Annotated in this window: 21 protein-coding genes; 18 read left to right on the forward strand and 3 right to left on the reverse strand. The window is 40.9% G+C overall.

Going from position 1 to position 26450, the window contains the following annotated elements; genetic code table 11:
* Nucleotides 1-151 precede the first annotated feature (151 nt).
* From uvrA to AAH582_RS22915, 5 genes are all read left to right on the forward strand, one after another.
* Nucleotides 152-2992: an excinuclease ABC subunit UvrA gene (gene uvrA, locus AAH582_RS22895; protein ID WP_343320711.1), complete on the forward strand. Its 2841-nt coding sequence runs from the start codon at nucleotides 152-154 to the stop codon at nucleotides 2990-2992.
* 340 nt (nucleotides 2993-3332) lie between these two features.
* Nucleotides 3333-5219, forward strand: a complete 1887-nt coding sequence (gene mutL, locus AAH582_RS22900; RefSeq protein ID WP_336830239.1) for a DNA mismatch repair endonuclease MutL — start codon at nucleotides 3333-3335, stop codon at nucleotides 5217-5219.
* Between the two features lie 12 nt (nucleotides 5220-5231).
* The gene (locus AAH582_RS22905) at nucleotides 5232-5918 is read left to right on the forward strand and encodes a rhomboid family intramembrane serine protease (RefSeq protein WP_343320712.1); all 687 of its coding nucleotides are present in this window, start codon (nucleotides 5232-5234) and stop codon (nucleotides 5916-5918) included.
* An 11-nt stretch (nucleotides 5919-5929) separates the two neighbouring features.
* The gene (locus AAH582_RS22910) at nucleotides 5930-6808 is read left to right on the forward strand and encodes a rhomboid family intramembrane serine protease (protein ID WP_343320713.1); all 879 of its coding nucleotides are present in this window, start codon (nucleotides 5930-5932) and stop codon (nucleotides 6806-6808) included.
* Nucleotides 6753-7916 (forward strand): endonuclease/exonuclease/phosphatase family protein, encoded by a 1164-nt coding sequence (locus AAH582_RS22915; RefSeq protein WP_343320714.1) that lies wholly within the window; start codon nucleotides 6753-6755, stop codon nucleotides 7914-7916. Before AAH582_RS22910 ends, AAH582_RS22915 begins: the two co-directional genes overlap by 56 nt.
* Here AAH582_RS22915 and AAH582_RS22920 read toward each other — a convergent pair.
* Nucleotides 7906-9516, reverse strand: a complete 1611-nt coding sequence (locus AAH582_RS22920) for a S41 family peptidase (RefSeq protein WP_343320715.1) — start codon at nucleotides 9514-9516, stop codon at nucleotides 7906-7908. The two genes, AAH582_RS22915 and AAH582_RS22920, sit on opposite strands and share 11 nt — an antisense overlap.
* A 319-nt stretch (nucleotides 9517-9835) precedes the next feature.
* Between AAH582_RS22920 and AAH582_RS22925 the strand changes: the two genes are divergently transcribed.
* The 5 genes from AAH582_RS22925 (at nucleotide 9836) to AAH582_RS22945 (ending at nucleotide 14719) form a co-directional block, all read left to right on the forward strand.
* A complete protein-coding gene (locus AAH582_RS22925; protein ID WP_343320716.1) occupies nucleotides 9836-10405 on the forward strand; it encodes a hypothetical protein in 570 nt (189 codons plus the stop codon).
* Nucleotides 10406-10549: 144 nt separating this feature from the next.
* The gene (fumC, locus tag AAH582_RS22930) at nucleotides 10550-11947 is read left to right on the forward strand and encodes a class II fumarate hydratase (protein ID WP_046673679.1); all 1398 of its coding nucleotides are present in this window, start codon (nucleotides 10550-10552) and stop codon (nucleotides 11945-11947) included.
* Nucleotides 11948-11995: 48 nt separating this feature from the next.
* Nucleotides 11996-12484: a fumarate hydratase gene (locus AAH582_RS22935; protein ID WP_231585252.1), complete on the forward strand. Its 489-nt coding sequence runs from the start codon at nucleotides 11996-11998 to the stop codon at nucleotides 12482-12484.
* Nucleotides 12485-12547: 63 nt separating this feature from the next.
* Nucleotides 12548-13702, forward strand: a complete 1155-nt coding sequence (locus AAH582_RS22940; protein WP_046673677.1) for an MFS transporter — start codon at nucleotides 12548-12550, stop codon at nucleotides 13700-13702.
* 15 nt (nucleotides 13703-13717) lie between these two features.
* Complete coding sequence (locus tag AAH582_RS22945) at nucleotides 13718-14719, forward strand: acyltransferase (protein ID WP_046673676.1); 1002 nt, start codon at nucleotides 13718-13720, stop codon at nucleotides 14717-14719.
* Between the two features lie 21 nt (nucleotides 14720-14740).
* Here AAH582_RS22945 and AAH582_RS22950 read toward each other — a convergent pair whose 3' ends face one another.
* Both AAH582_RS22950 and AAH582_RS22955 read right to left on the reverse strand, forming a co-directional pair.
* The gene (locus tag AAH582_RS22950; protein ID WP_343320717.1) at nucleotides 14741-15205 is read right to left on the reverse strand and encodes a copper resistance protein NlpE; all 465 of its coding nucleotides are present in this window, start codon (nucleotides 15203-15205) and stop codon (nucleotides 14741-14743) included.
* Nucleotides 15206-15395: 190 nt separating this feature from the next.
* Nucleotides 15396-15770: a DUF3127 domain-containing protein gene (locus AAH582_RS22955; RefSeq protein ID WP_070570272.1), complete on the reverse strand. Its 375-nt coding sequence runs from the start codon at nucleotides 15768-15770 to the stop codon at nucleotides 15396-15398.
* Nucleotides 15771-15847: 77 nt separating this feature from the next.
* Here AAH582_RS22955 and AAH582_RS22960 point away from each other — a divergent pair, with 77 nt between their 5' ends.
* The 8 genes from AAH582_RS22960 to AAH582_RS22995 all read left to right on the forward strand — a co-directional run bounded on the left by AAH582_RS22960 (nucleotide 15848) and on the right by AAH582_RS22995 (nucleotide 26421).
* Nucleotides 15848-17026, forward strand: a complete 1179-nt coding sequence (locus AAH582_RS22960; RefSeq protein ID WP_343322372.1) for a THUMP domain-containing class I SAM-dependent RNA methyltransferase — start codon at nucleotides 15848-15850, stop codon at nucleotides 17024-17026.
* Entirely contained in the window at nucleotides 17019-17666 is a 648-nt protein-coding gene (locus tag AAH582_RS22965) for an HD domain-containing protein (RefSeq protein WP_046673674.1), read from the forward strand. Before AAH582_RS22960 ends, AAH582_RS22965 begins: the two co-directional genes overlap by 8 nt.
* Before the next feature lie 262 nt (nucleotides 17667-17928).
* Nucleotides 17929-18696 (forward strand): glycerophosphodiester phosphodiesterase, encoded by a 768-nt coding sequence (locus AAH582_RS22970; protein ID WP_046673673.1) that lies wholly within the window; start codon nucleotides 17929-17931, stop codon nucleotides 18694-18696.
* 173 nt (nucleotides 18697-18869) lie between these two features.
* Entirely contained in the window at nucleotides 18870-19706 is an 837-nt protein-coding gene (locus AAH582_RS22975; protein WP_046673672.1) for an endonuclease/exonuclease/phosphatase family protein, read from the forward strand.
* 231 nt (nucleotides 19707-19937) lie between these two features.
* Nucleotides 19938-20768 carry a DUF4197 domain-containing protein gene (locus AAH582_RS22980; protein WP_343320718.1) on the forward strand — a complete coding sequence of 277 codons (831 nt, stop codon included), beginning with the start codon at nucleotides 19938-19940 and terminating at the stop codon, nucleotides 20766-20768.
* A gap of 426 nt (nucleotides 20769-21194) precedes the next feature.
* Entirely contained in the window at nucleotides 21195-22457 is a 1263-nt protein-coding gene (gene pepT / locus AAH582_RS22985; protein WP_046673670.1) for a peptidase T, read from the forward strand.
* A gap of 17 nt (nucleotides 22458-22474) precedes the next feature.
* On the forward strand, nucleotides 22475-23038 hold the full coding sequence (locus AAH582_RS22990) for a nitroreductase family protein (protein WP_046673669.1): 564 nt from the start codon (nucleotides 22475-22477) through the stop codon (nucleotides 23036-23038).
* A 209-nt stretch (nucleotides 23039-23247) separates the two neighbouring features.
* Entirely contained in the window at nucleotides 23248-26421 is a 3174-nt protein-coding gene (locus tag AAH582_RS22995; protein ID WP_204990864.1) for a TonB-dependent receptor, read from the forward strand.
* The last annotated feature ends 29 nt before the right edge of the window (nucleotides 26422-26450 follow it).

Raw genomic sequence — 26450 nt, forward strand, 5'->3', positions numbered from 1 at the left:
TAGATTTACTGTGCAAGGTACATTATTTTTTTAAATCACTTGTATATCACATTTTATTCCAAAAGTCAGATTGGCTCGCATAATTCCTTTAAAATCTGTAATTTTGCATGTTTTGCATTTTATCCCTCAACAGGGACTTTAAGGAGTTTTCATGGCAGTAAAAAGAAGCCCAGATTTGGGCGAACAAAGTGAAGTTCAGGTATTTGGAGCGCGTGCGCATAATCTAAAAAATATAGATATTTCTTTTCCGAGAAATGAATTGGTTGTTATTACAGGTTTAAGTGGCAGCGGAAAGTCTTCTTTGGCTTTTGACACCATTTATGCTGAAGGACAACGTCGGTATATGGAGACATTCAGTGCCTACAGCCGTCAATTTTTGGGCGGCATGGAACGTCCGGATGTGGACAAGATCTCGGGCTTAAGTCCAGTGATCTCCATTGAGCAGAAAACCACCAGCAAAAACCCCAGGTCCACTGTTGGAACCATTACCGAGGTGTATGATTTTATGCGTCTACTATTTGCCCGAGCGGGGGAAGCTTTCTCCTATGTGACCGGTAAGAAAATGGAGCGTATGTCGGACGATCAGGTTATCGAACGTATTTTGACTGAATTTGAAGGGCAGGCTTTAAATATCTTGGCTCCGGTGGTTAAAGGCCGTAAAGGTCACTACCGGGAATTGTTTGAGCAAATCCGTAAACAAGGTTATGTGAAGGTGCGCGTGGATGGAGAGATCTTGGACCTTGTTCCAAAAATGCAGGTAGACCGCTATAAAATTCACGATATTGAGATCGTCGTGGATCGTTTGAAAGTAGAGCGTGAAGATAAAAAGCGCCTACAGACTTCGGTTATGCAGGCGATGAAAACTGCCAAAGGTATTATCAAGGTCTCCACCAAGGATAATCAGGAGCAATTCTACAGCCGTTATCTCATGGATGCTGAATCGGGTATCTCATATGATGAACCGCAGCCCAACACTTTCTCATTCAACTCGCCTTACGGTGCCTGTCCAACATGCGATGGATTGGGCTATATTTTTGAAATTGATAAAAATGCGGTTATTCCAGACAAAAAACTCAGTATCCAAAAAGGGGGTTTAGCCCCTTTGGGACCTACCCGGGAGAACTGGACTTCAGAAGTCTTGAAGGCTGTCGCAAAAAAATTAGATTTTACCATTTCAACGCCACTTGAAAAGCTCAACGAAGAACAGATTGAACAGCTTTTATTTGGCAATAAGGAAGAGCCTATCGTTGTAACAGTATCTTATGGCAGTTATGGCACACGAGAATATCGTGTTGAATTTGAAGGAATCTTTAAGATGCTGGAAGAGTTTTCCGGAAAATCTTCGGATGAAGCCCCATCTTTAGATGATTTCAGGACGAAAGTCACCTGCCCAACCTGTGCGGGAGCGCGTTTGAAAAAAGAGTCTTTACATTTTAAAATAGCGGATAAAAACATCCATGAGCTCTCCACGATGGATATTACATCGATCAAGGAGTGGTTTGATCAGGTAGAAAGCAAACTTGATGAACGCCAGCTTATTATTGCAACAGAGATCTTAAAGGAAATCCGCGCACGCTTAGGATTCTTGCTGGACGTAGGCTTAAATTACCTCACCTTGGATCGTACTGCTAAAACACTTTCCGGAGGGGAGGCACAACGGATCCGTCTGGCAACACAGATTGGTTCCCAACTGGTGAATGTACTTTACATTCTGGATGAGCCGAGTATCGGACTACATCAGCGAGACAATGAACGGTTGATCAATGCCCTGAAAAACCTACGCGATATTGGCAATTCGGTCCTTGTTGTCGAACATGATAAAGACATGATCCTACATGCGGACCATGTTATTGACATGGGTCCTGCTGCAGGGGTTCACGGCGGTACAGTAGTTGCCGAAGGTACCCCAGCAGAAATCCTCAAATCAGACTCTCTGACAGCGGCATACCTCAACGGGACAAAAGAGGTTAAGATTCCGGAGAAACGTCGTGAGGGCAATGGAAAAACATTGTCATTGCATGGCGCAACAGGGCATAACTTAAAAAATCTGTCTGTCTCTTTTCCATTAGGGAAACTCATTGTTGTTTCGGGGGTTTCGGGTTCAGGCAAATCCAGCTTAATCACGGGAACATTATATCCGATTCTGAATAAACATTTTTTCAGAGCCAAAGCCACCCCGCTTCCTTTCAAAAAAATTGAAGGGTTAGAACATATTGATAAAGTCATCGAGATCGACCAAAGTCCTATCGGCCGTACACCACGATCCAATCCGTCCACCTATACAGGCGTATTTTCGGATATCAGAACCTTGTTTGTTCAATTGCCAGAGGCTAAGATCAGGGGCTATAAACCAGGACGCTTTTCCTTCAATGTCAAAGGCGGCCGTTGTGAAACCTGTCAGGGGGCCGGATTGAAAGTCATTGAGATGAATTTCCTTCCCGATGTACAGGTTCCTTGTGAAACATGCCACGGAAAACGCTATAACCGAGAAACTTTAGAAGTACGGTATAAAGGAAAATCCATCTCCGATGTACTTGATATGAGTATCAACGATGCTGTGGATTTCTTTGAGAACGTACCGAGTATCTATCGAAAGATCAAAACACTGCAGGATGTAGGTTTGGGCTACATCACCTTAGGTCAATCCTCCACAACCTTATCGGGAGGCGAGGCTCAACGGGTAAAATTAGCTACAGAACTTTCTAAAAAAGATACTGGAAATACATTTTATATCCTTGACGAACCGACTACAGGACTACACTTTGAAGATGTCAATGTCCTTATGGGCGTTATCAATCGCTTGGTCGGACGTGGAAATACCGTTTTGATCATCGAGCACAATCTTGATGTTGTTAAATCGGCAGATTGGGTCATTGATATCGGTCCCGAAGGTGGTAAAGAGGGCGGTCAGGTTCTATTTGAAGGAACGCCTGAAAACTTAATTAAAAATAACAAAAGCGAAACGGCACGTTTCTTAAAACTGGAAATGTAATATCAACAAAACAGCAGCTGCGAATTATGCGGTTTCTGTTCGTAGGGTGGCTCGGTTATTGCGAAGGGAATATTTTTCCAGCTCGATATCAGCTGTGTTTTACACAGGTGCTAGACAACGCACACTGACTTTGACGTCAACTGGGAAGCGTCATATTTAATGACTAAATACGTTTACAGGTTCTTTGCGGCTGTAAACAGTTGGTCGTTGCTATTCCATTTTCATTTGTATAAATGAACGCATTACACGCTTTTGTTTTTAAAGAACATGTGGAATGTCCGCTTGATTTTCGTCAGTGTTTATACGCTGCAAACATGGATATTTCTTAACTTTGTATTATATGTCGGATATTATTCAATTACTTCCAGATAATGTTGCTAATCAGATTGCGGCGGGAGAAGTGGTGCAGCGACCAGCGTCTGCAATTAAAGAATTGATTGAGAATGCTATTGATGCTGGAGCTGACAAAATAAAACTTATTGTTAAAGATGCAGGCAAGTCGTTGATTCAAGTCATTGACAATGGTTGTGGTATGAGCGTAACTGATGCTCGCCTTTGTTTTGAGCGCCACGCGACATCAAAAATCCGTAAGGCTGAAGACTTATTTGCTATTCGTACGATGGGTTTCCGTGGTGAGGCGATGGCCTCCATTGCCGCAATTGCACAGGTCGAACTCAAAACACGCCGTATTGAAGATGAGCTAGGTACAGTCGTTGAAATAGAGGGATCGAAAGTTGTCAATCAGTATCCGGAAGCTGTGGCTGCCGGAACAAATATTTTAGTTAAAAATCTTTTTTACAATATTCCTGCCCGGAGAAACTTCCTCAAGAGCAACTCGGTAGAAATGCGTCATATCATTGATGAATTTCAACGTATTGCTTTATCGAACCCACAGATTTTCCTAACCTTACATAGCGACGGAAATGAAATCTACCATTTGCCGGCAGAGACACTAAAACAACGTATTGTCCATATTTTCGGAAACAATTACAATCAGCGTCTTGTCCCTGTGGAAGAAGATACATCCATCATCAAGGTAGAGGGCTTTGTGGGGAAACCTGAGTTTGCGAAAAAAACTCGTGGTGAACAGTTTTTCTTTGTCAACAAACGCTTTGTACGTGATCCATACCTGCACCACGCTGTCATGAACGCTTATGAAGATATCTTGCAGGCAGAAACATTTCCTTTCTATGTCTTATTTATCGACATAGATCCCGCACGTATTGATATCAATGTCCATCCGACCAAGACTGAAATCAAGTACGAGGACGATAAAGCTATTTATGCAATTATCCGTTCGGCCGTAAAAAGATCATTGGGACGGTACAATATTATGCCATCCCTGGATTTTGAACAGGAGACTAGCTTCACCAATCTCATTACAAAAAAGGCACTGGATGAAATTATCGTTCCAACAGTTACCTTTAATCCGGACTTCAACCCTTTTGATACAGACAAATCAAAATCCAATTCGAGCTACACCCGCTCAGAAAGCTATGCTGAGGGGCTTACCAAGAAAACAGGTGGCATACCCAGCAATTGGGATTCTTTATATCAAATTGTCGAAAAGGAGGAGTCTGTTCAGCTGCCATTGCATGCCGAGCCGGAATTACGTACCGATGGCCCGCAGATCATCCAAGTTGAAGATAAATCATCCTCGAAGCTCTTTTTCCAGTTACATAATAAATATATTGTTTCGCAGATTCACTCCGGATTTATCCTAATCGATCAACAAGCGGCACATGAGCGTATTCTCTTTGAACAATTTCTTTCACAGCTGGACCAACATAAAGGTCTGAGTCAGCAAAGTTTGTTTCCACAGACTTTGGATCTGAATGCTGCAGATAATGAATTAATGAAAGACCTCCTGGAGGACATCAACGGTTTGGGCTTTCAAATTCGTGAATTTGGAAAAAATTCCTATATTATTGACGGAATTCCTGCAGACTTAGGGACAGGATTCGACGAAATAAAGATGATTGAGAAAATATTAGAGGATTACAAAAACAATCAATCTGAGTATAAGCTAGCTAAGCGCGAAAATCTTGCAAAAAGCCTTGCCCGTAACGCGGCCATTAAACCTGGAACCGTATTGGACAACACAGCAATGGCAGAGCTTGTGGACAGACTTTTTGCTTGTCACTCACCCAATATCTCCATCTATGGGAATCCTGTAATTGTAACATTTACATTGCAAGAATTAGCGGAAAAATTTGGTAAAAATTAGAAGATAAAATATATGTTTCCACAACTGACACCTGTTATCAAGAATTTATTGATCATCAATATTATATTTTATATTGGATCTCAACTTGTACCTGTAGCATATGATTATCTTGCGGTCTACTATCCGGACTCGCCTTATTTTAAAATCTGGCAGGTGATCACGCATATGTTTATGCATGACAAGAACACCATTACTCATATTTTCTTCAATATGTTTTCCTTAGTCATGTTTGGCCCTATGATTGAGCAGGTCCTTGGTTCGAAACGTTTTTTAAATTTTTACCTGGTTTCAGGAATCGGTGCTTGGTTTCTTTATACGGCTGTAAATGGCATACAACTTTATAATGCGACGGGTTCTTTCGCTCCGCTACATGGCATAAGCGGAAACGAACTTATTTCCATGGCCAATACCGGGAACAACGAAGCATTAACCTACCTCATTCCAATGTTGGGTGCTTCGGGAGCTATTTATGGTGTACTATTGGCATTTGCCTACCTTTTTCCAAACATACCGCTTCAATTTTTGTTTATTCCTGTACCAGTCAAAGCGAAGTATATGATCGGTGGATTTATCCTCATCGAAATATATATGAGCTTATCTAGACCAGGAGATTCTGTGGCTCACCTGGCTCACGTCGGTGGTGCACTATTTGGCTATCTACTGCTTAAACTGTGGAAGATTAGAAAAGGAATTTATTAATATTGTGCGCAATGAATAACATCGGTTTAAAAGATTTTTGGAGACAAACCTATAAAACTGGCTCGCCCGTACCTTTGGTGATCAGTATTCAGGTCTGTTTATTCGTCCTCATTTATTTTTTAGACCTGCTCTTCGAATTAAAAATTGTTCCACAAAGCTTCTTGGAGCCTACGGTACGTCTATTAAGTTTACCGAGTAATTTCTCAAGCTTTATTGCACAACCATGGTCATTGGTTACATCGAATTTCGTTTACGTCAAGCTTTGGACCATACTTTTTGATAGTCTTTGGCTCTATTGGGTCGGTCAGATCTTCTTTACCTTCTTAAACACGCGGCAATTTCTGTTTGTCTATATGGCCTCTTGGCTGATCGGTAGTGTGCTCTATATGGGCTTTGGGTCACTTATTCCCATGCCAAGTAACTTACAGCTTATGGGAGGTTCTCTCCCCTTGGCAGCGGTATTAGCCGCGATTGTGACTTTGGTTCCCAAGTATGAGCTACGGCTTTTGCTTTTGGGTAACATCAAGCTAAAATTAGTGGCCATTGTCTATTTTGGCCTAGAATTTCTTGCCCTTACGATGACGAATCGACCTGCTGCCATTTCGTATTTTGCTGTTGTCCTTTTTGGAATGGGATTCACTTATGCGCTAAAATCAGGAATGGACTGGTCTACAATTTTTCAGAAAAAACAACAGAAGCCTGCAAAAATGAAAGTCGTTGTGGGTAACAATATACCGACAAATCGGAAACATCGTTATGACTTACCCAATCAGGATGAAATCGATGCTATTTTAGATAAAATTTCTATTTCTGGCTACGACAGTCTAACGAACCATGAAAAAGAAACGCTCTTTAGGGCAAGCAATAGTGGTGACAAGGTTGATGGATAGAAGGACATTTTTAAGGAGAAAACTGGGCTTTATCAGTAAAACAATGTTCCTGGCAAATATGCTTGCGATCGTTGCATTACTTATGAGTTATTCGGCGACCTTCATTAATCCCAAATCCTTTTGGCCGATTGCATTTATGGGCTTAGGCTACCTTCCAATCCTCCTTATCAATATTGGATTTATCTTTTATTGGCTACTCCGCAAACGAAAAATTGCGCTTTATTCGCTCGTAACGATCCTCATTGGGTGGCCTTTTTTAACTAAGCATTGGAATATTCGCAAAGAGAATGCACCTGTATCTTCCGAGATACGCACGCTTCGCATCATGACATTCAATGCCCATTTGTTCAAAAAGGTAGGTGATGAGAAAAAAAACTTTAAAGCTGACGTTGTCCGCATTATTGACAGCATCTCTCCTGATGTGATCTGCTTTCAGGAATATATTAGCAAGATTAAGGGAAAACATGTATTCTCCGAGGAATTCAAAGATAAATTGGGGTATGATTATTTTTTCTTTGAACCGAGCTCTAAAAACGATTATGAGGCGTATGGAATGGCTGTTCTTTCCCGTTTCCCAATCTATGATTCAGGGACCATCAGAGATAACGATTACGGAATCAACCGGATTAGTTATGTTGATATCAAAAAACAGGATACCCTGATCCGCATCTACAATATACATCTACGTTCTTTTGCGCTGCAAAATGAAGACAAGGAATTTATCCAAAACCTGTCCAATAATAATGAATCGGATAATTCGAGGACCCGTAAATTGAGCCGCAAACTTAAGAATGCCTTCGAGCTACGTAGCGAACAGGCGCATTCGTTGAAGAAGCACATGAATGAATGTCAATATCCTTATATTGCCGTAGGTGATTTCAACGATACGCCAATGAGCTACTCGGTCAATTTAATTGGAGATGGTTTGTACAATGCGTTTAAGGAGAAAGGTAACGGCTGGGGAGTGACCCATCATGCCCTCCTACCGATCTTTCAGATCGACTATATTTTTGCTAGCCAAAAATTTCAAGTGATGAACTATCAGGTTGTCAAACAGAAATTATCGGATCATTACCCAGTATGGTCTGATCTTAGGCTTAAACCTTAGGCATCTGATAACCTAATGTTTTAAGTCCTATTTCAATAAATTTATCCCTTCGATTTTTGATTTTATAATAGGCCTCACGACCAAAATAATAGCGACCGACTAAGGCTTCGATATCGGATTGAATCAAATCATGTAAGTTTTTTGCTTCTTTGGCGGTGACCGAAATCCGCTTCTGACTGTTGAGATATGAAATAAATAGATCAAATTCTGTTGTCGGTAAGTGGTAACCGCTAATAAAATTCTCTATAGAATATGCGGGCAAATGTTTCGTGAAGCGATCATAAACAAATTCTTCGATCGCATTGGAATGAAATATCTCGCGGTATTTGGCACTGGTTTCGTTGGTGTCAATCGGAATAGTAACATCCGGAAGGATACCACCACCACCAAAAACAAGTTTCCCTTTACTGGTGGTAAACATTTCTTTTTGGCTGAATTCAGTGTCCATCGTCCATAGATCGAAGCCCGTCATGTATTTCGCAGCATCAAAATTGGCGCGTGTGTATTGTCGCTGAATGCATCTTCCAAGAGGGGTATAATAGCGAGCGACAGTCAGATTGATTGCAGAGCCATCCGAAAAGTCAAATTGTTCTTGTACTAAGCCTTTACCATAGGATCTGCGGCCAACAATCGTTGCCCGATCCAGATCCTGAAGAGCACCACTCAGGATTTCACTTGCTGATGCCGTACTTTCATTGATTAGCACAATGACCCGGCCGTCACCAAAATCGCCAGCTTTCTCTGAATAGAAATCCTGACGTAGTTCATTAGCGCCCTCGGTATACATCAACAATCTTTTTTCTTTGAAAAATTGACCCGCCAGATCAATCGCCGTATGGACAAATCCGCCACCATTGTTACGCAGATCCAAAATAAGATCCTGCGCCCCACTTTTCCGTAAATCTATGAGCGACTGTCTGAATTCGTCTGCTGTCTTATGCCCAAATCTCCGAATTTTCACATAAGCTGTTTTCGGAGCGATCATATAGGATGCATCTAAGCTGGAGACATTTACCTGATCGCGAATGACTTTTATTGGATTGGCCATTACCACTCCATTGCGCTGAATAGAAATCAATACAGCTGTTCCTTTCTTTCCACGGATTAACCTCTCAATTTCGGACTCGGCTACCTTTCTTCCGACAAGATCCTTATTCCCGATCTTTAAAATGCGGTCGCCGATACGCATACCTGCTTTTTCAGCGGGGCCAGCAGCAACCATTCCAACAACAAGTAGCGTATCTTTCAGACGGAAATACTCCACACCGATACCATCAAATGTTCCTTCAAGCGTTTCCTGCTTTGCAAGCACTTGATTCGGTCTTAAAAAGGTGGAAAAAGGATCTAAACGGGATACGACATGTTCAATGGCTTCGTCTTGAACGGTATCTATACTGACATTATCAACGTAATTCTCAGCAATTAATTGAATGAGATATTGTAATTTATCCGAGTTGCCATTCGAGCGTAGACTCGAAAAGGTTGTTTTTTGGTTGCTTCCCTGCTCCTCGGCATAATTTTGTCCCAACAGCAAGCCAAGAAGCAATACTGCAGCATAAGTAGCGGCTACAAAAATATTTCTTTTAATACTTTTCTGCATGGGAGATCTTCATGAATTATCGAAGATGAGACAAACTATTCAACAATTAATTACTTCATCAAAAATAGCAAGTTTATTCGGTTAAACGAGTACCTAAACCCATATTTTTACATTAAAAATAAAAAGTTCCCGCCCTTGCTTTTAGGTGGAAACAGCGCCGTCCACGATTAGAAGTCATTGTAAAAATTTCAAAAATTACAACAGAACAGCCGATAAGGGCACCGAACATTTAATTTCAACAGATAAAGATGATGTCTATAATTTAACTTGCAAATGCGCGTAAATTTATCTTAGTTTGAATTGAAAAAGATTCCACTTTATGCACGAAATCGAACCTTATTATAATTGGCGGGACTATTACATTGCCGCTGAAGATGAACAATCCCCATTTTATGGTACAATCTATAGCGAATTCGATTTTGACAAGCAGATCTATAATTTTCTTTTGCACCCACAATGGGATGAATTTGGTTCACTTACCTTATATCTAAAAATACTATTTGTGGACTATGAAAAACAATACTGTATTATCGAACTGATTGGTGAATGGAATGATGCGATCTACAATGATATTATGTTGCTCAAGCGCGAGATTATCGATGTATTGATCAGTCAAGGCATCAAGTATTTTATTCTAATCGGGGAGAATGTACTGAATTTTCATGCTTCGGACGACTCTTATTATGAGGAATGGTTTCAGGATATCGAAGATGGCTGGATTGCGGGCATCGGTTTCCGTGAACATGTGATCGAAGAGTTCCAGCAGCAAAACATAGATTATTACATTAATTTCGGTGGTGCATTGAATGAGCTGCCTTGGCGGGCATTAAAACCGAAACAAGTGTTCCACCATGTAAATGATTCCTTGACAAAACGACTTGGTTTTTAAGATCTGCTTATTGGGAGTTTTATTCTCAATCCTTATTCTTTAATCCTTGCTCTTTACTTTATTATCCTGTAACTTTGTCATTGATGTATTAGGTGCTTCGCACATATACTTATAATTTTTACGTTTTACTTATACTTACATACTATGTCATTCAGAATTGAAAAAGACACGATGGGTGAAGTTCAAGTCCCTGCAGACAAATACTGGGGTGCACAGACAGAGCGTTCACGCAACAACTTTAAAATCGGACCGGCAGCTTCGATGCCACACGAAATCGTCGCAGGCTTTGCTTATTTGAAAAAAGCAGCTGCTTATGCTAACCACGAGTTGGGGGTATTACCTATAGAGAAACGTGATGCGATTGCTACCGTATGTGATGAGATTTTGGCGGGCAAATTGGATGACCAATTCCCATTGGTAATCTGGCAAACGGGTTCAGGTACACAATCCAATATGAATGTGAATGAGGTTGTCGCAAACCGTGCACAAGTATTGGCTGGACATAAGATCGGCGAAGGCGAGCCTGTGTTAAAAGCAAATGATGATGTAAATAAATCGCAATCATCTAACGATACTTTCCCTACAGGAATGCATATCGCGGCTTACAAAGCTGTTGCAGAAGTTACAATTCCAGGTGTAGAAAAATTGCGTGACACATTAGCTAAAAAAGCTGAAGAGTTTAAAAATGTCGTAAAAATTGGCCGTACACACTTAATGGATGCTACTCCGTTGACTTTAGGTCAAGAGATTTCAGGTTATGTCGCCCAATTGAACCATGGTCTGAAAGCTTTAAGAAATACACTTTCGCATTTATCAGAACTTGCATTGGGAGGCACTGCAGTAGGGACAGGATTAAATACTCCAAAGGGGTATGACGTTGTCGTTGCTAAATATATCGCTGAATTTACAGGCCTACCTTTCGTAACCGCTGAAAACAAATTTGAGGCATTGGCAGCGCATGACGCAATCGTCGAAACACACGGTGCATTAAAGCAATTGGCTGTAGCATTAAATAAAATTGCAAACGATATCCGTATGTTGGCTTCAGGTCCACGTTCAGGTATCGGTGAAATCCTGATCCCGGAGAACGAACCAGGATCATCAATTATGCCAGGTAAAGTTAATCCAACGCAATGTGAAGCATTGACAATGGTTGCGGCACAAGTGATGGGTAATGATGTGGCTATTACGATTGGTGGAACGCAAGGTCACTATGAACTAAACGTGTTCAAACCATTGATGGCGGCAAACTTCTTGCAGTCTGCTCGCCTATTAGGTGATGCTTGTGTTTCATTTGAAGAGCACTGTGCAGCTGGTATTGAGCCGAACTACAAACGTATCAAAGAATTGGTTGACAATTCATTGATGTTGGTAACTGCACTAAACACAAAAATTGGTTATTACAAATCGGCAGAAATCGCGCAGACAGCACATAAAAATGGTACTACGCTTAAAGAGGAAGCAGTGCGTTTAGGTTATGTGACTCCTGAAGATTTCGATGCTTGGGTAAAACCAGAAGATATGGTTGGAAGTTTAAAATAAGCTGTGACTTTTATTTCAATAAAAAATATACAAACAAAAACATACCTATTGGCACTTGCCATAGGTATGTTTTTCTTTTTTACAGCCTGCAAATTCAATTCGGATATGCAGAGTGAAGGTGCCCCCTTTTTACAGGGAGAATGGGTCCAAGACAGTATTCCTGGACAGCAGCAGATGATGCAATATACCTTGACCGACTTCAAGTTTACCTGTGACTCTGTTTACGCGACCATGCACGTCAACAATAAAGTACAAACCATACCAGATAGCTGTTACAAAAATGGCTCCTGGACAGAACATGCAAAAGGTATTTATGTATTACGCGGAGACTCCATCATTGTCGATGGTATCTATACCAAGGAAAATGGCAAACAGAAGATTTCAGGTTGCTATCTTTCCGGTCAGTATATCCCCCGCTTTAAAGTTGTTTATCATGCTGCAGATTCGGTGGTACTGGAAAGCAGGTTAGATCAACGTCAGATCATCTTAAGAAAGACTAAAAATATTACTTGCGTCCCTCAAAAAAGGTATCAATAATTTTTAGTACAATCTATTTACTATCTTCGTACCATTATCGTACAACCTCAACCTTAAAATACAATGAACAAAGGAATTATCGCTTTGGCATTTGGCGGACTTGCCATCGGAATGACCGAATTCACGATGATGGGCATCCTGCCTGACATTGCCAAAGATCTTCATATCGAAATCCCTACCGCTGCTCACCTGATTGCACTCTACGCACTGGGTGTCGTTGTAGGTGCCCCAACATTAGTGCTATTTACAGGAAAATATCCTCCGAAGAAGGTATTACTCTTTTTAATGCTGCTCTTTTTTATCTTCAATGGCCTTTTCAGTATTGCACCGGGGCAGTTTTTGATTAGTCTCTCCCGTTTTATGGCCGGACTTCCGCACGGCGCATTTTTTGGTGTTGGCTCTGTTGTTGCTGCCCGGTTGGCTCCGAAAGGAAAAGAAGCACAGGCTATATCCATTATGTTTACCGGAATGACTATTGCCAATTTGGCTGGAGTACCACTCGGCACCTATTTAGGCCATCATTATTCATGGCGTTTAACGTATGGTATTATCAGTATATTGGGATTAATCACTTTTGCAGCAATTTATGCATGGATGCCAAAAATTGAGGCCGCCAAAGGAAATAATATCTTTAGTCAGTTAAACTTCTTCAACAAAAAAATCGCCTGGCTCTTAATGGCTATTATCGCCATTGGTACCGGTGGACTTTTCGCCTGGATCAGCTACATCGCGCCTTTGGTGACCAATGTGTCGGGCATCGCTGCTGATCGTGTCCCCTTGATTATGATCCTGATCGGTGTTGGTATGTTTTTCGGAAATCTTATCGGCGGAAAACTGGCGGATACAATCTCCCCAACCAAAGCGGCAATCGCGAGTTTCTCCGCTATGGCACTATGCCTTGTGATGGTTTACTTTATATCACCACTGGGCTGGACAGCCTATCCTTTAGCCTTTATTACCGGACTGGTGTCCTTCACTATTGGTTCGCCGACACAACTGATGTTGATCCGCGCCTCAAAAGAAGCAGCAACATTGGCCGCAGCAGGTGGCCAGGCAGCCTTTAACCTCGGGAATACCTTAGGTGCATTTTTAGGTGGAATCCCAATAACCTGGGGTTTAGCTTATAATACACCTTCCCTCGTTGGTGTGGGTATGGCGAGCATTGGAGCACTCCTAACTTTGCTGTATTTGAAAGTCTACGACAGTAAAAGTCAATAAAAACAGCATAATCAAATGGCGCGAACCAGTTATATCAGTGTACTACGTATTGTTGCGATATTCCTCGTTATCTTGATTCATTCCTCTTCGGGCTACTTAAACAGCAATGAATTTGAATCATTCGACTGGAGTTATGCCAATTGGCTCAATAGCTTCTCGCGCTTTGCGGTACCCCTGTTTGTCGTTATTTCAGGTGCCCTCCTGTTACAGAAAGACGAAAGTACGGGACAATTTTATCGGAAACGTTTATTGAAAATTGTCCCGCCCTTTCTTTTTTGGAGCATCGTCTATCTTCTCTATTATTTTGTCCGTTATATTGATTTTGACTATATCGGTTTTCCACAAGTTATTAACATTGTGTTAATTCGCTTAAAGTCAGGAACGAATGCGCACCTTTGGTACCTATACATGATACTTGGGCTCTACCTTGCAGTTCCTTTCATACGCAAAATTGTGGGCAACTGCAGTAAGAGAGAGCTTGAGATCTTTTTGGGATTGTGGTTTGCAGCGTTATTTTTTACGAATAAATGGTTCAATAGTTACCTACCTAATTTTGACCTGACCTTTTTCTCGGGTTATGCGGGCTATTTGGTCTTGGGCCATTACCTACGTAATTACCCTATCCCAATGGTAAAATTGTCAAGTTTTACATTTTTTCTGATCTGCTGTTTAATTACAGCATCGGGGACATATTATCTAAGTAGCTCCCGTGGGGAATTTGATCCGACACTTTACAACTATCTTTCGCCCAACATCGCATTGAGTGCAGGCTTTTTATTCGTCTTCGTTCAACGTCTTAAACTCCCAGAAAACCTCAACGCCTTCTGGGAATTTATCGACATCCACAGCTTTGGCATTTACCTTTGCCATATTTTGCTGCTCAATTATATTCATCCTTTGCTTCCTTTATCCACTTTGTGGAAAATCCCGGCAGCAACGGTGCTCACGTTGTTGGCTAGTGCCCTACTGACCTATTTATTACGAAAAGTTCCGTACGGTAAATACGTTAGTGGCTAACTCCTTTATCGGAGCTTCGTTTTACAATTTCTCGCCTTCTACCTTATTGTATATATAAAGATGCGCATTGGGGCCTTCAATCGCATGGCCTTCCTGATCCAGCCCAATTAGCTTGTTTTCACCCACCTTCAGTTTCATATTTGTTTCCTTCCCTGTGAGGTGAACAACGGATCCGTTGTCGTGCCACATGACTTTACCACTATCTTCGACCTTGGTATTTTTATTAATATATTCACTGACGATGGCAAAGGTATTGTCATTTTTTAAGGTGATATTTGTTTTGATGCCTTCACAATCAGCACAGGGAATAGTAGCTTCATAAGTACCGGCCCAATCCAACGAATTCTGCGATGTATGGGCAGTATCTACGGCCACAGTCTCATGCGCCGAGGAATCTGCAGCTATATGCTGACTATTTTTCGAGGTTTGATTACATGCACTTAGCGAGATCATTGCTAAGCAAGAGAATAATACAATTAATTTCATATCTGTAGTTTTTGATGTACGACATCGTATAGCAAGCAATTTAAGCGCCAAGAAAAATCAGGCATGCATACTGGACACCAAACAAAAAGGCTTCTTGAGGAAGCCTTTCTATCGTAGATAACTGTATTGCGAACAGTTTAAATAATCTATTTGCTACCGCGTGGCGATAGGCTATATAATCCTATTCAGATTAAAATGGTAGATCATCATCATCTGATGAACCCGCCAAATCTACAGGGGCAGGCATATCTGCATAACCTGGAGAAGATGGAGCTGGAGCAGCATTACCTAATTTTGTAACACGCCATGCTACCAATGAATTGAAATAAGTTGTTACGCCATCTTTATTAGTCCAAGGACGACCACGAAGATTAAAAGATACTTCTACCTCTTCACCAATTGCAAGGTTATCAAAAATTGACGTTCTGTCTTGTGTTGCTTCAAAACGGATATACTCAACAAATTGTGGGTTTTCGGCATAAGCTACAATCATATCGCGTTTTTTGAATGATTCTGTCACTTGTTGTGTCGCTCCTATCTCGTGTACTTTTCCTCTAATTTCCATAATCAAAAAAATAAATATTAAAGCGTAAAATTAAGCAATTTTTGAGGAAGAGTTTAATTAACTTTGTACAAAATATGATGGAAGTTTTCAACACCCCCAATAAAGTTATTATAACGTGCAATAAGCGCTTATCACCTTATTTGCAACAGGAAGTTAAAGAGTTAGGTTTTGACATTGTCAGGGCATTTCCGACAGGAGTAGAATTAAAGGTCAGTATAAACGATACGATCAAGCTTAATCTGAACCTACGCACAGCCTCTCAGATTTTGTATTCGTTGAAGGAGTTTACAGCCAACAATCCGACGGAGCTCTATGAGGAATTGAGTAAAATTGCCTGGGAAGAACTCATTCAATTTGACGGATATTTTTCTGTCAGCTCCAATGTAGACAATGAGACGATCAGCACACCTTTATTTGCAAACGTAAAGGTTAAGGATGCAATTGTGGACCGTATAAAGGAAAAAAAAGGTATGCGCCCTAATTCAGGTCCGGACAATAATAAAGCGGTTGTCCACTTGTACTGGAAAGATGACCGTGCTGAAATTTTTCTCGATACTTCAGGCGAGACACTGGCAAAACATGGCTACCGTAAGATCCCGGGAAAAGCGCCAATGCTGGAAGCTCTTGCAGCCTCAACAATTATTGCCTCCAAATGGGACGGTAATTCACCTTTTGTAAATCCGATGTGTGGATCCGGAACTTTAGCCATTGAGGCAGCACTGATAGCAACAAACAGAAAACCAGGGTTGCTGCGCATGAACTATTCATTTATGCATTTCATCGGTTATGATGAAACAGTTTTCTTCCAAGAGCGCCGACTACTCAAAGATCAGATCAATAAAAAAGCGGCTCCCCAAATTATTGCAAGCGATATTTCGGAAGAGGCAATCAACGTCTCAAAGATGAATGCAAGAACTGCTGGTGTGGAGCAATTAATTTCGTTTGAAGTATGCGATTTTGCCGAAACACACGTTCCTAAAGAAGGTGGTGTCATTTTATTCAATCCTGAATACGGTGAACGTTTGGGCACGCACAGCAAGCTAGAAATTACCTATAAGCGTATGGGGGATTTCATGAAACAGGAGTGCAAAGGTTATAGAGGCTATATATTTACAGGAAATCCAGATCTAGCAAAGAAAATCGGCCTACGCGCGTCCCGTCGCATAGAATTTTATAATGGTAAATTAGATTGTAGATTATTAGAATACGAATTATACGAGGGTACTCGCGAAAAAACAAAAGTATTGTATGAATAACATTATTGAGCGCACAGTAGCATTTGTGCAAGATCGATTGAAATTTGCAGAAGCAGGCCACGATTGGTCGCATATTCAACGCGTATGGAACAATACGAAGTTAATTTTAGAAGATGAAGAAGCGGATGTTATGGTCTGCGAATTGGCGGCACTATTACATGACATCGCTGACAGTAAATTCCACGATGGCGATGAAACAATAGGCCCTCGTGTTGCCGGAGAGTTTTTGGCAAGTCTAGAAATTTCGCCTGAGATCATTGACCATGTCAAGAAAATCATCTTCAATATGTCTTTCAAAGCAAGTTTGGGCGAAGTGTCATTCCATTCAAAAGAGATGGAAATCGTCCAAGATGCTGATCGTTTGGATGCTATCGGTGCAATAGGTATTGCCCGTGCGTTTAGCTTTGGTGGTAATAAAGGCCGTGAGATGTATAATCCGAACATTCCTGTTCAAGAATATAAGGATAAGGAAGCGTACAAACATTCGGAAGCTCCTACTATCAATCACTTCTACGAAAAGCTATTATTGTTAAAGAATAAGATGAATACAGAGGCTGCAAAAAAAATAGCAGCACATCGTCATGACTATATGCTCAACTTTCTGGATGAGTTCATGGCTGAATGGAATGGTAAAAAATAAATTACACTTAACAATTCCTAAATATAAAAGTGGTACTTTAGATCTTGTACATCGAGATAAAAAGTACCACTTTTTTTGTCCTATGTAAAATCAGCTTTTAAACATATCGGTAAGAAACGATCATGATCGGGGTCTATTTTTTTATCGGTAACATCACAATCGGTCATATAAATGTCCAAAAAAGAAATAGAATAGGAATAAATCACCGAGTGGAACGTGCACATTCTGCCGTTGAAAACAACCACTCATACATAATTATAGCATGAAAAAACATATTTTTAGCTGTCTGACACTCGCTATGGTAATCTCATCCTCCGCATTATTCGCGCAAACGAAAGCCATTGCACATCGTGGCGTATGGAAAAACAGCCACCTTCCGCAAAATTCCATTGCTTCCTTAACAGCGGCCCACGAACTCAAGCTCTTCGGGTCTGAATTTGATGTACATCTGACCAAAGACAATATTCTTGTAGTCAACCATGACAATGATTTCTATGGCATTGATATCGCAACGGCAACCTACAAAGAGCTCTTAGAAAAGAAACATCCTAACGGTGAATCCATTCCCACGTTGGAAGAATATATTAATGCTGGAAAAAAATTGAAAGGCTTGCGTCTTATCCTTGAATTGAAGATTAATAAACTCGGTGTCGAGCGTACACTTGAAGCGACCACAAAAACGGTTGAAATGGTCAAAAGCTTAAAAGCTGAGAAAATTACGGATTACATTTCCTTCAGCTTTGAAGCTTGTCAAAAGATCCACGAATTGGCTCCTAAGGCTAATATCCAATATCTTACAGGAGATAAATCTCCTTCAGATGTAAAAGCTGCTGGGATTAATGGGGTGGATTATCACTTTTCCGTCTTTAAAAAGAATGCGACATGGCTGAAAGATGCGCATCAACTTGGTATGAAAGTGAATGCATGGACCGTAAACACAGAAGAAGAAATGACAAATCTAATCGATCAGAAAATTGATTTTATTACCACTGATGAACCTGAGTTGTTGCTCCGCATATTAAAGAAATAAGGACAAACCGAGTGAACAAAGGACATTTATAGCGATGAAACTAAACACTCGTGTCGTCCGAGGCAGCATGATTGCCTTTATATAAAGAATAAATGATAAACAAATAACCGAGTGAAACGAGTTCATTTAAACACATGAAGATCACTCATAAATAGCATAAATAATTCAAATAAATGAAAAAAAGTCTTTTTCTCGTTATAGCACTGTGTTTATCCTTCCTATCGTATGGGCAGGAATTTATTGCAGCCAGTTATAATATCCGCCAAAGAAATACCGTCGATGTCGATAACATGTGGAACGACCGGAAAGTCCCGCTTACCAATCTGATCAAATACCATGGTTTTGATATCTTTGGTATCCAAGAAGGTTTTTTTGATCAGGTTCAAGATCTCAAAAAGCTCCTTCCTGGATTTGATTACGTGGGTGTAGGTCGCGACGATGGTGCACAAGAGGGCGAGCACTCGGCAATTTATTACAATACAAATCGCTTTAAAGCGATAAAGAGTGGAACTTTCTGGCTTTCAGCCACAGATACCGAACACCCGAATAAAGGCTGGGATGCAGCACTACCGCGAATCTGTACCTGGGGTATTTTTGAAGACAAGGCCAATAAAAAACGCTTCATCTTCATGAACACGCATTTTGATCATATCGGCCGTACTGCGCGTACCGAGAGTGCCAAATTGATTCTGACAAAAGCAAAAGAGTTTGCCAAAGATCTACCGCTCATTTTAACCGGAGACTTCAATGTGGATGAACAAGATGAGGCTTATTTTACACTTGCCAATAGCAAAGTAGTTACCGACGTACATGAATTGGCTCCTTTCAAATATGAACCGAATTCTTCCTTCAACGGATGGGGCAAAAGCATCAGACCAACAGGCCGCATAGACCATATCTTTATCACCAAACCTTTCCAGGTAAAAAAATATGGTATCCTGACCGACACCTACATGAATAAATTTCCGTCGGATCACTTTCCAGTAGCAACGACACTCTCCTGGAAATAATATCTTGTTAATAACAACAACCTTATAACACAAACAGCAGGTCCGCTTAGGATCTGCTGTTTTATTTTGTGGGACAGCTTTTATTTACACCGCATCGGGAATAGCGACTCAGCACGCTGTAGCGCATCTGCTACGATTCCCGACAATAGCTATGGTTCGTTGCAATTGGTTTAAACTTTCACATAAATTAACAGTCGATATGTTTAATTTTGACAGCAAAACAAAAACATAATGAAATTTCCACTATTATATTGTACACTATTTGTCTCCGGATTACTTTATTCCAATGCAAGCGAAGCACAGATTTTTAAGAAAATCAGTGAGACATTGGCAAAAGCAAATCAGGGCCAGACCGACAGTACTAAAACGACGTCGACATCAAAGACGACAACATCAAATACGACTGCAATAGCATCAAAATCGAATACCTTGGCATCTTTGTCCAATAAGGATGCATCGTTGGGAATCAAACAGGCTTTAAGCAACGGCTTAAATCTGAGTATCGAATCTCTAGCCAAGAAGGATGGTTTTTTGGGTGATGCGGCAGTAAAGATTTTGATGCCTGCTGAAGCACAAAAAGTAGAAAAAACACTTCGTGCTGTTGGGATGGGAAAATTGTGCGATCAGTTTATACAGAGCATGAACAGAGCAGCAGAGGGAGCCGTTAAAGAGGCTGCCCCAGTATTTGTAAACGCACTTTCGAAGATGACGATAACCGATGCAACCAATATTCTTTTAGGTAGTAAAGAAGACGCCGCCACAACGTTTTTTAAAACAAATACATCGACCGAATTAACAAACAAGTTTAGTCCTGTTATCAAATCTGCCATGGGTACAAACAATGTGGACCAGTACTGGACCCAATTGACAACAGCTTACAACAACCTTCCTTTAGGCAATAAAGTGGAGACAAATCTTACTGCATACGTTACGCAGAAAGCAATAGATGGTCTATTTATCAAAGTTGCCGACCAGGAATCAAAAATTAGACACAACATAGGCGGCAGTAGAAATACCAATATCCTGCAGAAGGTATTTGGTTACGCAGACGAAAAGAAATAGAAAACGATTTACCACTGAAAAAGGACCTGTCAACAATTTGATAGGTCCTTTTTTTTCTGAAATTGTCTGGTCTTATTGGCCACAAAGAACCTTCAGTTTGCTTTCATTGCTGTTGGTGTCTGCGAAGTCATGAAGGTTTTTATTGATGTACCACCATCATGATTTCTTTTGTTGCATATCCATGGATACAAACAACCGTACTGTTCAAAAGCCCTTCAGCACAATGCTATCTAGCGATACATTTTCTTTAGCGAAAATTAGGATTCTATTCGCTCCGATCAGTTTCCAGTTATTGCCCATTTGTTACAATAGCGTCAAACGCATGTATGAAGGGTAAATTGTTTGTAAATGCAACCAAATTAAATTGCAAATAAAAAGCAATTTATCTAAGTTTGACCATCCTTATCACATTAGGGCTATTAAAAAATGAGCACATTTGAGATCAACAACATAAGTGATTTTTCGGTATCCGAAAGATTTCAACGTTATGTACAGATTGACACACAATCTGATGCAAATTCACCAACATGTCCTTCTACAGAAAAGCAAAAGAACCTAGGAAAGTTACTTGTAACGGAGTTGCTGGCATTGGGTATTTCAGACGCGGCAATGGATGAAAATGGATATATTTACGCAACTATTCCTTCTAATACCACAAAGCAAGTTCCCGTTATCTGTTTCTGTTCTCATATGGATACATCTCCGGACTCCTCTGGAAAAGATGTAAAACCACTGGTTCATGCTAACTATCAGGGCCAGGATCTTGTGCTTCCTGACGACAATAGTATTATCATCAAATATGCCGAACATCCCGATCTAGCCAATCAAATTGGCCATGATATCATTACAGCGAGTGGCACTACTTTACTCGGTGCAGATGACAAAGCAGGTGTGGCCGAAATCATGGATGCTGCCCGTTTATTAATGAAACATCCTGAAATCAAACATGGTGACATCAAAATTCTTTTCACACCGGATGAAGAAATTGGTAGAGGTGTTGATAAAGCAGATTTAAAACGTTTAGCAGCAGATTTCGCTTATACCATGGATGGTGAAAGAGCCGGAACCATCGAAGATGAGACATTTTCAGCAGATGGAGCTACATTGACTATTCATGGCGTGTCTGTGCATCCGGGTTTTGCTAAAGGAAAGATGCAAAGTGCCATCAAAATCGCCAGTGCAGTAATTGATGCGCTACCGAAAAATCGACTTTCACCTGAAAGCACCAGCAAAAAAGACGGTTTCGTACATCCTGTTCATATCAGTGGATCTGTGGAAAAAGCAGAAATTCAATTTATCGTACGTGATCACGTTACGGCCAATCTCAAGAAACATGAAGATGAACTGGAAGGTATTGCAAAATCAATCGTGGAGCAATATCCAAACTGTACTTATACTTTTGTTGTAAAAGAACAATACCGTAATATGAAAGAAGTGCTGGATCAGCATCCTGAAATTATGGAAATCGGTATGGAAGCCATCAACCGAGCAGGAATGGTGGCTGAAAGAAGAAGTATCCGTGGTGGAACAGATGGCTCCCGTCTTTCGTTTATGGGGCTACCTTGTCCAAATATTTTTGCCGGAGGACATGCTTTCCATGGAAAGCAAGAGTGGGTAGCTGTACAAGATATGGAAAAAGCCGTCAAAACAATTTTGCATGTTGTATCTTTATGGGAAGAAAAAGCATAAAGGAAAAATAAATTATAATGAAAAACGACGTATTAAAGGCAATACACTACAGAAGATCAGTATTTCAAGCATCCTTTACTGAAGAAGAAGTCAGTAAAGAAGATATCTTGAGTATCTTGGAAGCGGCTAATGCTGCTCCAACACATAAAAGGACACAACCTTGGCGTTTTATCATCTTCCGCAAAGAGGGATTGGAACGTTTGGGCACGGAGTTATCACGTATTTACAAATCGGTAACACCAGCAGAGAAATACACTGAAGCAACAGAAATAACAATGGGCAAAAAAGCAACACAGTCAAACGTTGCGATCGCTATTGTTGTCAATTATACAGGCGAAGTTCCCGAATGGGAAGAATTGGCCTGTACTGCTGCAGCAGTTGAAAACATGTGGTTAGCTGCACACTCGCTAAACATTGGTGGATACTGGGCGACTCCCGGTTTAATCAATCATTTGGGTGGTTTCTTAAATCTCGAAGAAAATCAAAAATGTATTGGTCTATTCTACTTAGGACACCATCAATCTGAGGCGCGCGAACCTATCCGCACACCAATTGCAGATAAAATTCGTTGGGAAGAATAAATCTTCTCAACTTTATAATAAACAGCGAGCGGCTTAGAGGTATCTGAGCCGCTCGCTGTTTATAGGTTAATTAATTATGCATGACGGACCATCAAAACCCATTTTTATTAAATATTTCATAATGAGATCTTAACCATTTAACAATCTTGCAGAGATAATTTCGCAACATACTTGTGACAGACGCTAATCAACTAAAAAGTGAAATTATTATGCAAAGAAACATCGTTTGGTTAATGGTATTAACCATTATTACATTTTTCCAAATTCCAACCAACAGTTGGGCTCAGGGTACCGAAGCGACGATTACAGGTCGGATCATAGACAACAATGGGCCCGTAAAAGGAACATCTGTATCGGTAAGGAATGAATCAACAGGATTTAAACAAACGACACTGACCAACCAAAATGGTGTCTATACCTTTCAACAATTACCTTTGGGCTCGCCCTACAGCATTACAATCAACCACGTTGGCTATGCAGAACAAAAAAAGACCGACTATAAATTGAGCTATGGTGACGAACTCAATGTGGATTTCACCTTATCATCAGCTGAAAATAAATTGGATGAAGTTATCGTTCAAGGCACTGCGGCTGACCTAAAAAATAAGATCAAGACATTGGGTGCATCTACCGCCATTACGGCCAATGATCTCAAAAAAATGCCTGTAAATGGTCGTAATTTCTCCTCTCTGATTGATTTATCGCCTGTCAGTAGTGGGACGAATCTTGCTGGGCAGCGTGCTTCATCGACCAATTTTACGGTAGACGGAATGAATTCACGCAGTACAGTAGCCGGTGGCAATAGCGGCGGAGCTTATTCAATCTCTATGGAAGCCATTCGTGAGTTCAAAGTAGTGACCAACGACTATGATGTCACGTTCGGCCGCAGCGGTGGGGGCAGCATTACCACCGTAACCAAATCCGGTACAAATACGTTAACTGGAAGTGCATTTACTTTTGCCCGGGCAGGTTGGCTTTCGAGTAAGTACAACCTCAATGGAACAGCCCGAAAACAAAAATTCTCCACCTATCAATATGGATTCTCACTTGGAGGTCCAATCATAAAAGACAAAGCTCACTTCTTTGTAACTTGGGATCGTCAAATGGATACCCGTCCTCTTCAGATCGCAGACATTCAAACAACGGAGGACATTGCACGGTACAAAGTAACCCAGGCTACATTAGATGAGTTTACCCGCATTGCTGTAGGTAAATATGGCGCAAGTGCCGATCGCCTGTTTGGTTCCTTTGACAAGAAGAAAAAGACCGACGCGGCCTTCGCCCGCATTGATTGGCAATTGAACGATAAAAACTTATTGACTATTCGGAACAACTTTGTCTACGACATGGACAATCAACAAGAGGGAGACAATACAGGCATCAATGCGTTTGAATCCTACACCAACAGAAGGTATATCAACAACAGCCTCATGGCCTCCTTGCGCACGTCGATCAGTTCCAAATTGACCAACGATTTGAAGGTGCAACATTTTTATGAGCGTTCTGAAGCACAGCACAATGTAGCTGGATTTGATCAGTCACACAGTATTCCACGTGCGATCGTTGAATCTGTTCAATCGGTGGACGGCACAAATAAATATACCAATTCAATACAGCTTGGTGGTCAGCGCTATGCACCAGAATGGTTCAACGGAAATATGTTACAACTGGTCAACAACCTCTATTATAACACAGATAAAATCAAATATACCTTCGGTGCAGATGTCATGTATACGAACATGGATTTCCGCTACGGCAGCGAAATGAATGGTCGTTTTTATTTTACTGGTCTACAAAATTTCGATAACCTGACTCCTTATCGGTATGCCCGTGATGTATATATGACTGACAAAGAAAACACCTTGGTCAACAATCTAGCTGTAGGTCTCTATGGACAGATGGAAGCTAAAATCGCTAGGGGTCTTGATGTTGTCGGCGGCCTACGTCTGGACAATACGAAATACCTAAAGAAGGCTACGTTCAACCAAACAGTCTATGACGAACTGGGCCTTTCAACCGATAATGGTATCAACACTTTTCAGATACAACCTCGCGTGCAGTTCAACTGGGATATCAATGAAGAAAAGAAAAATATAATCCGTTTTGGCGCTGGTATATTCGGTTCGGCCCTCAACCCATATTCTATGTTAAACAATATGTTGTTTGATGGCTCACGCATTGCCGGTGTAGATATTACTGACCCTACTTTAATTCCCAAACCAAATTTTGCAGGATATCGCCAAGACCCCGATACAGCTCCAGGGCGCGAACTGCTGGACAACCCGAAGATCGAAAAACTTGTTACCATCAATACCAATAGCAAGGATGTAAAAGTGCCAACTGTATATAAAGCGAATATTTCCATCAATCACTTTTTCACACCTTCGCTACGCATCGGTTTAAGCGCTTACGGAACCTGGGGGCGCAACAATTATATGTATGTAGATCGCAATATGGTGGAGGATCCTTACTTTAGGCTGACTGCCGAAGGTAACCGTGGGGTGTATGTTCCGGCATCAAGCATCAATACGACAAACGGTGCCGCCAACTGGACCAATAGCCGTAAAACAAAACAAATAGGCCGCGTACTGGAAATGAACAGTGAAGGAAAAAACAATTCTTATACGGTTGTGCTGGACGGAACTTATCGTTATTATAAAGACGGGCAGATAACCGTATCTTACACCTGGAACGACACAAAAGACAATACCTCTTACAACGGCAACGTCGCAAACTCCGCTACCCTTTCGCTGATGGTGAAAGATGATCCACGCGACTTGAGTACGATGACGTATTCGGATAATCAATTCCGCCATAAAGTTGTTTTTTATGGTACTATGCCATCGCTATGGGGTGTATCTATGGGTTTACGTTTTAGCGGAATTGCAGGAACACGCTATTCCCTAGCGGTTAATGGGAATGTTAATGGTGATTTTGTCAATTCCAACGATCTTGCCTTCGTTTACAACCCCAGCAATAAAAACACACCCGATTACATCAAATCGGGCATTCAAGCCATTTTGGATGATCCAAAGGCAGAACAGAGCATTAAAAAATACATCAATGGTAACCTCGACCGCATCGCCGAAAGAAACGGCGGCATCAACGGTTTTTACGGTGTATTTGACTTACATTTGGCTAAAAATCTAAAAGTTTACAAGAAACATGGCATTGAAGCTTCGATAGACATTTTCAATGTAGCCAACCTATTGAAAAAAACTTGGGGCGTAGGACACAATCTGGGTAAGCAAAATCTATATGCCATCAAAAGCTTTGATGCAACCAGTCAACAATATATTTATAATATGAGTTCTGGTGTGGGAGTATCCAATTTAAATGGTAATCCTTATCAAGTACAATTAGGCTTGAGATATGCATTTTAAGTAATTCAGACTATATAAAAAAGCAGCGA

Origin of the sequence: Sphingobacterium multivorum (assembly GCF_039511225.1) — a bacterium.
Lineage (GTDB): Bacteria > Bacteroidota > Bacteroidia > Sphingobacteriales > Sphingobacteriaceae > Sphingobacterium.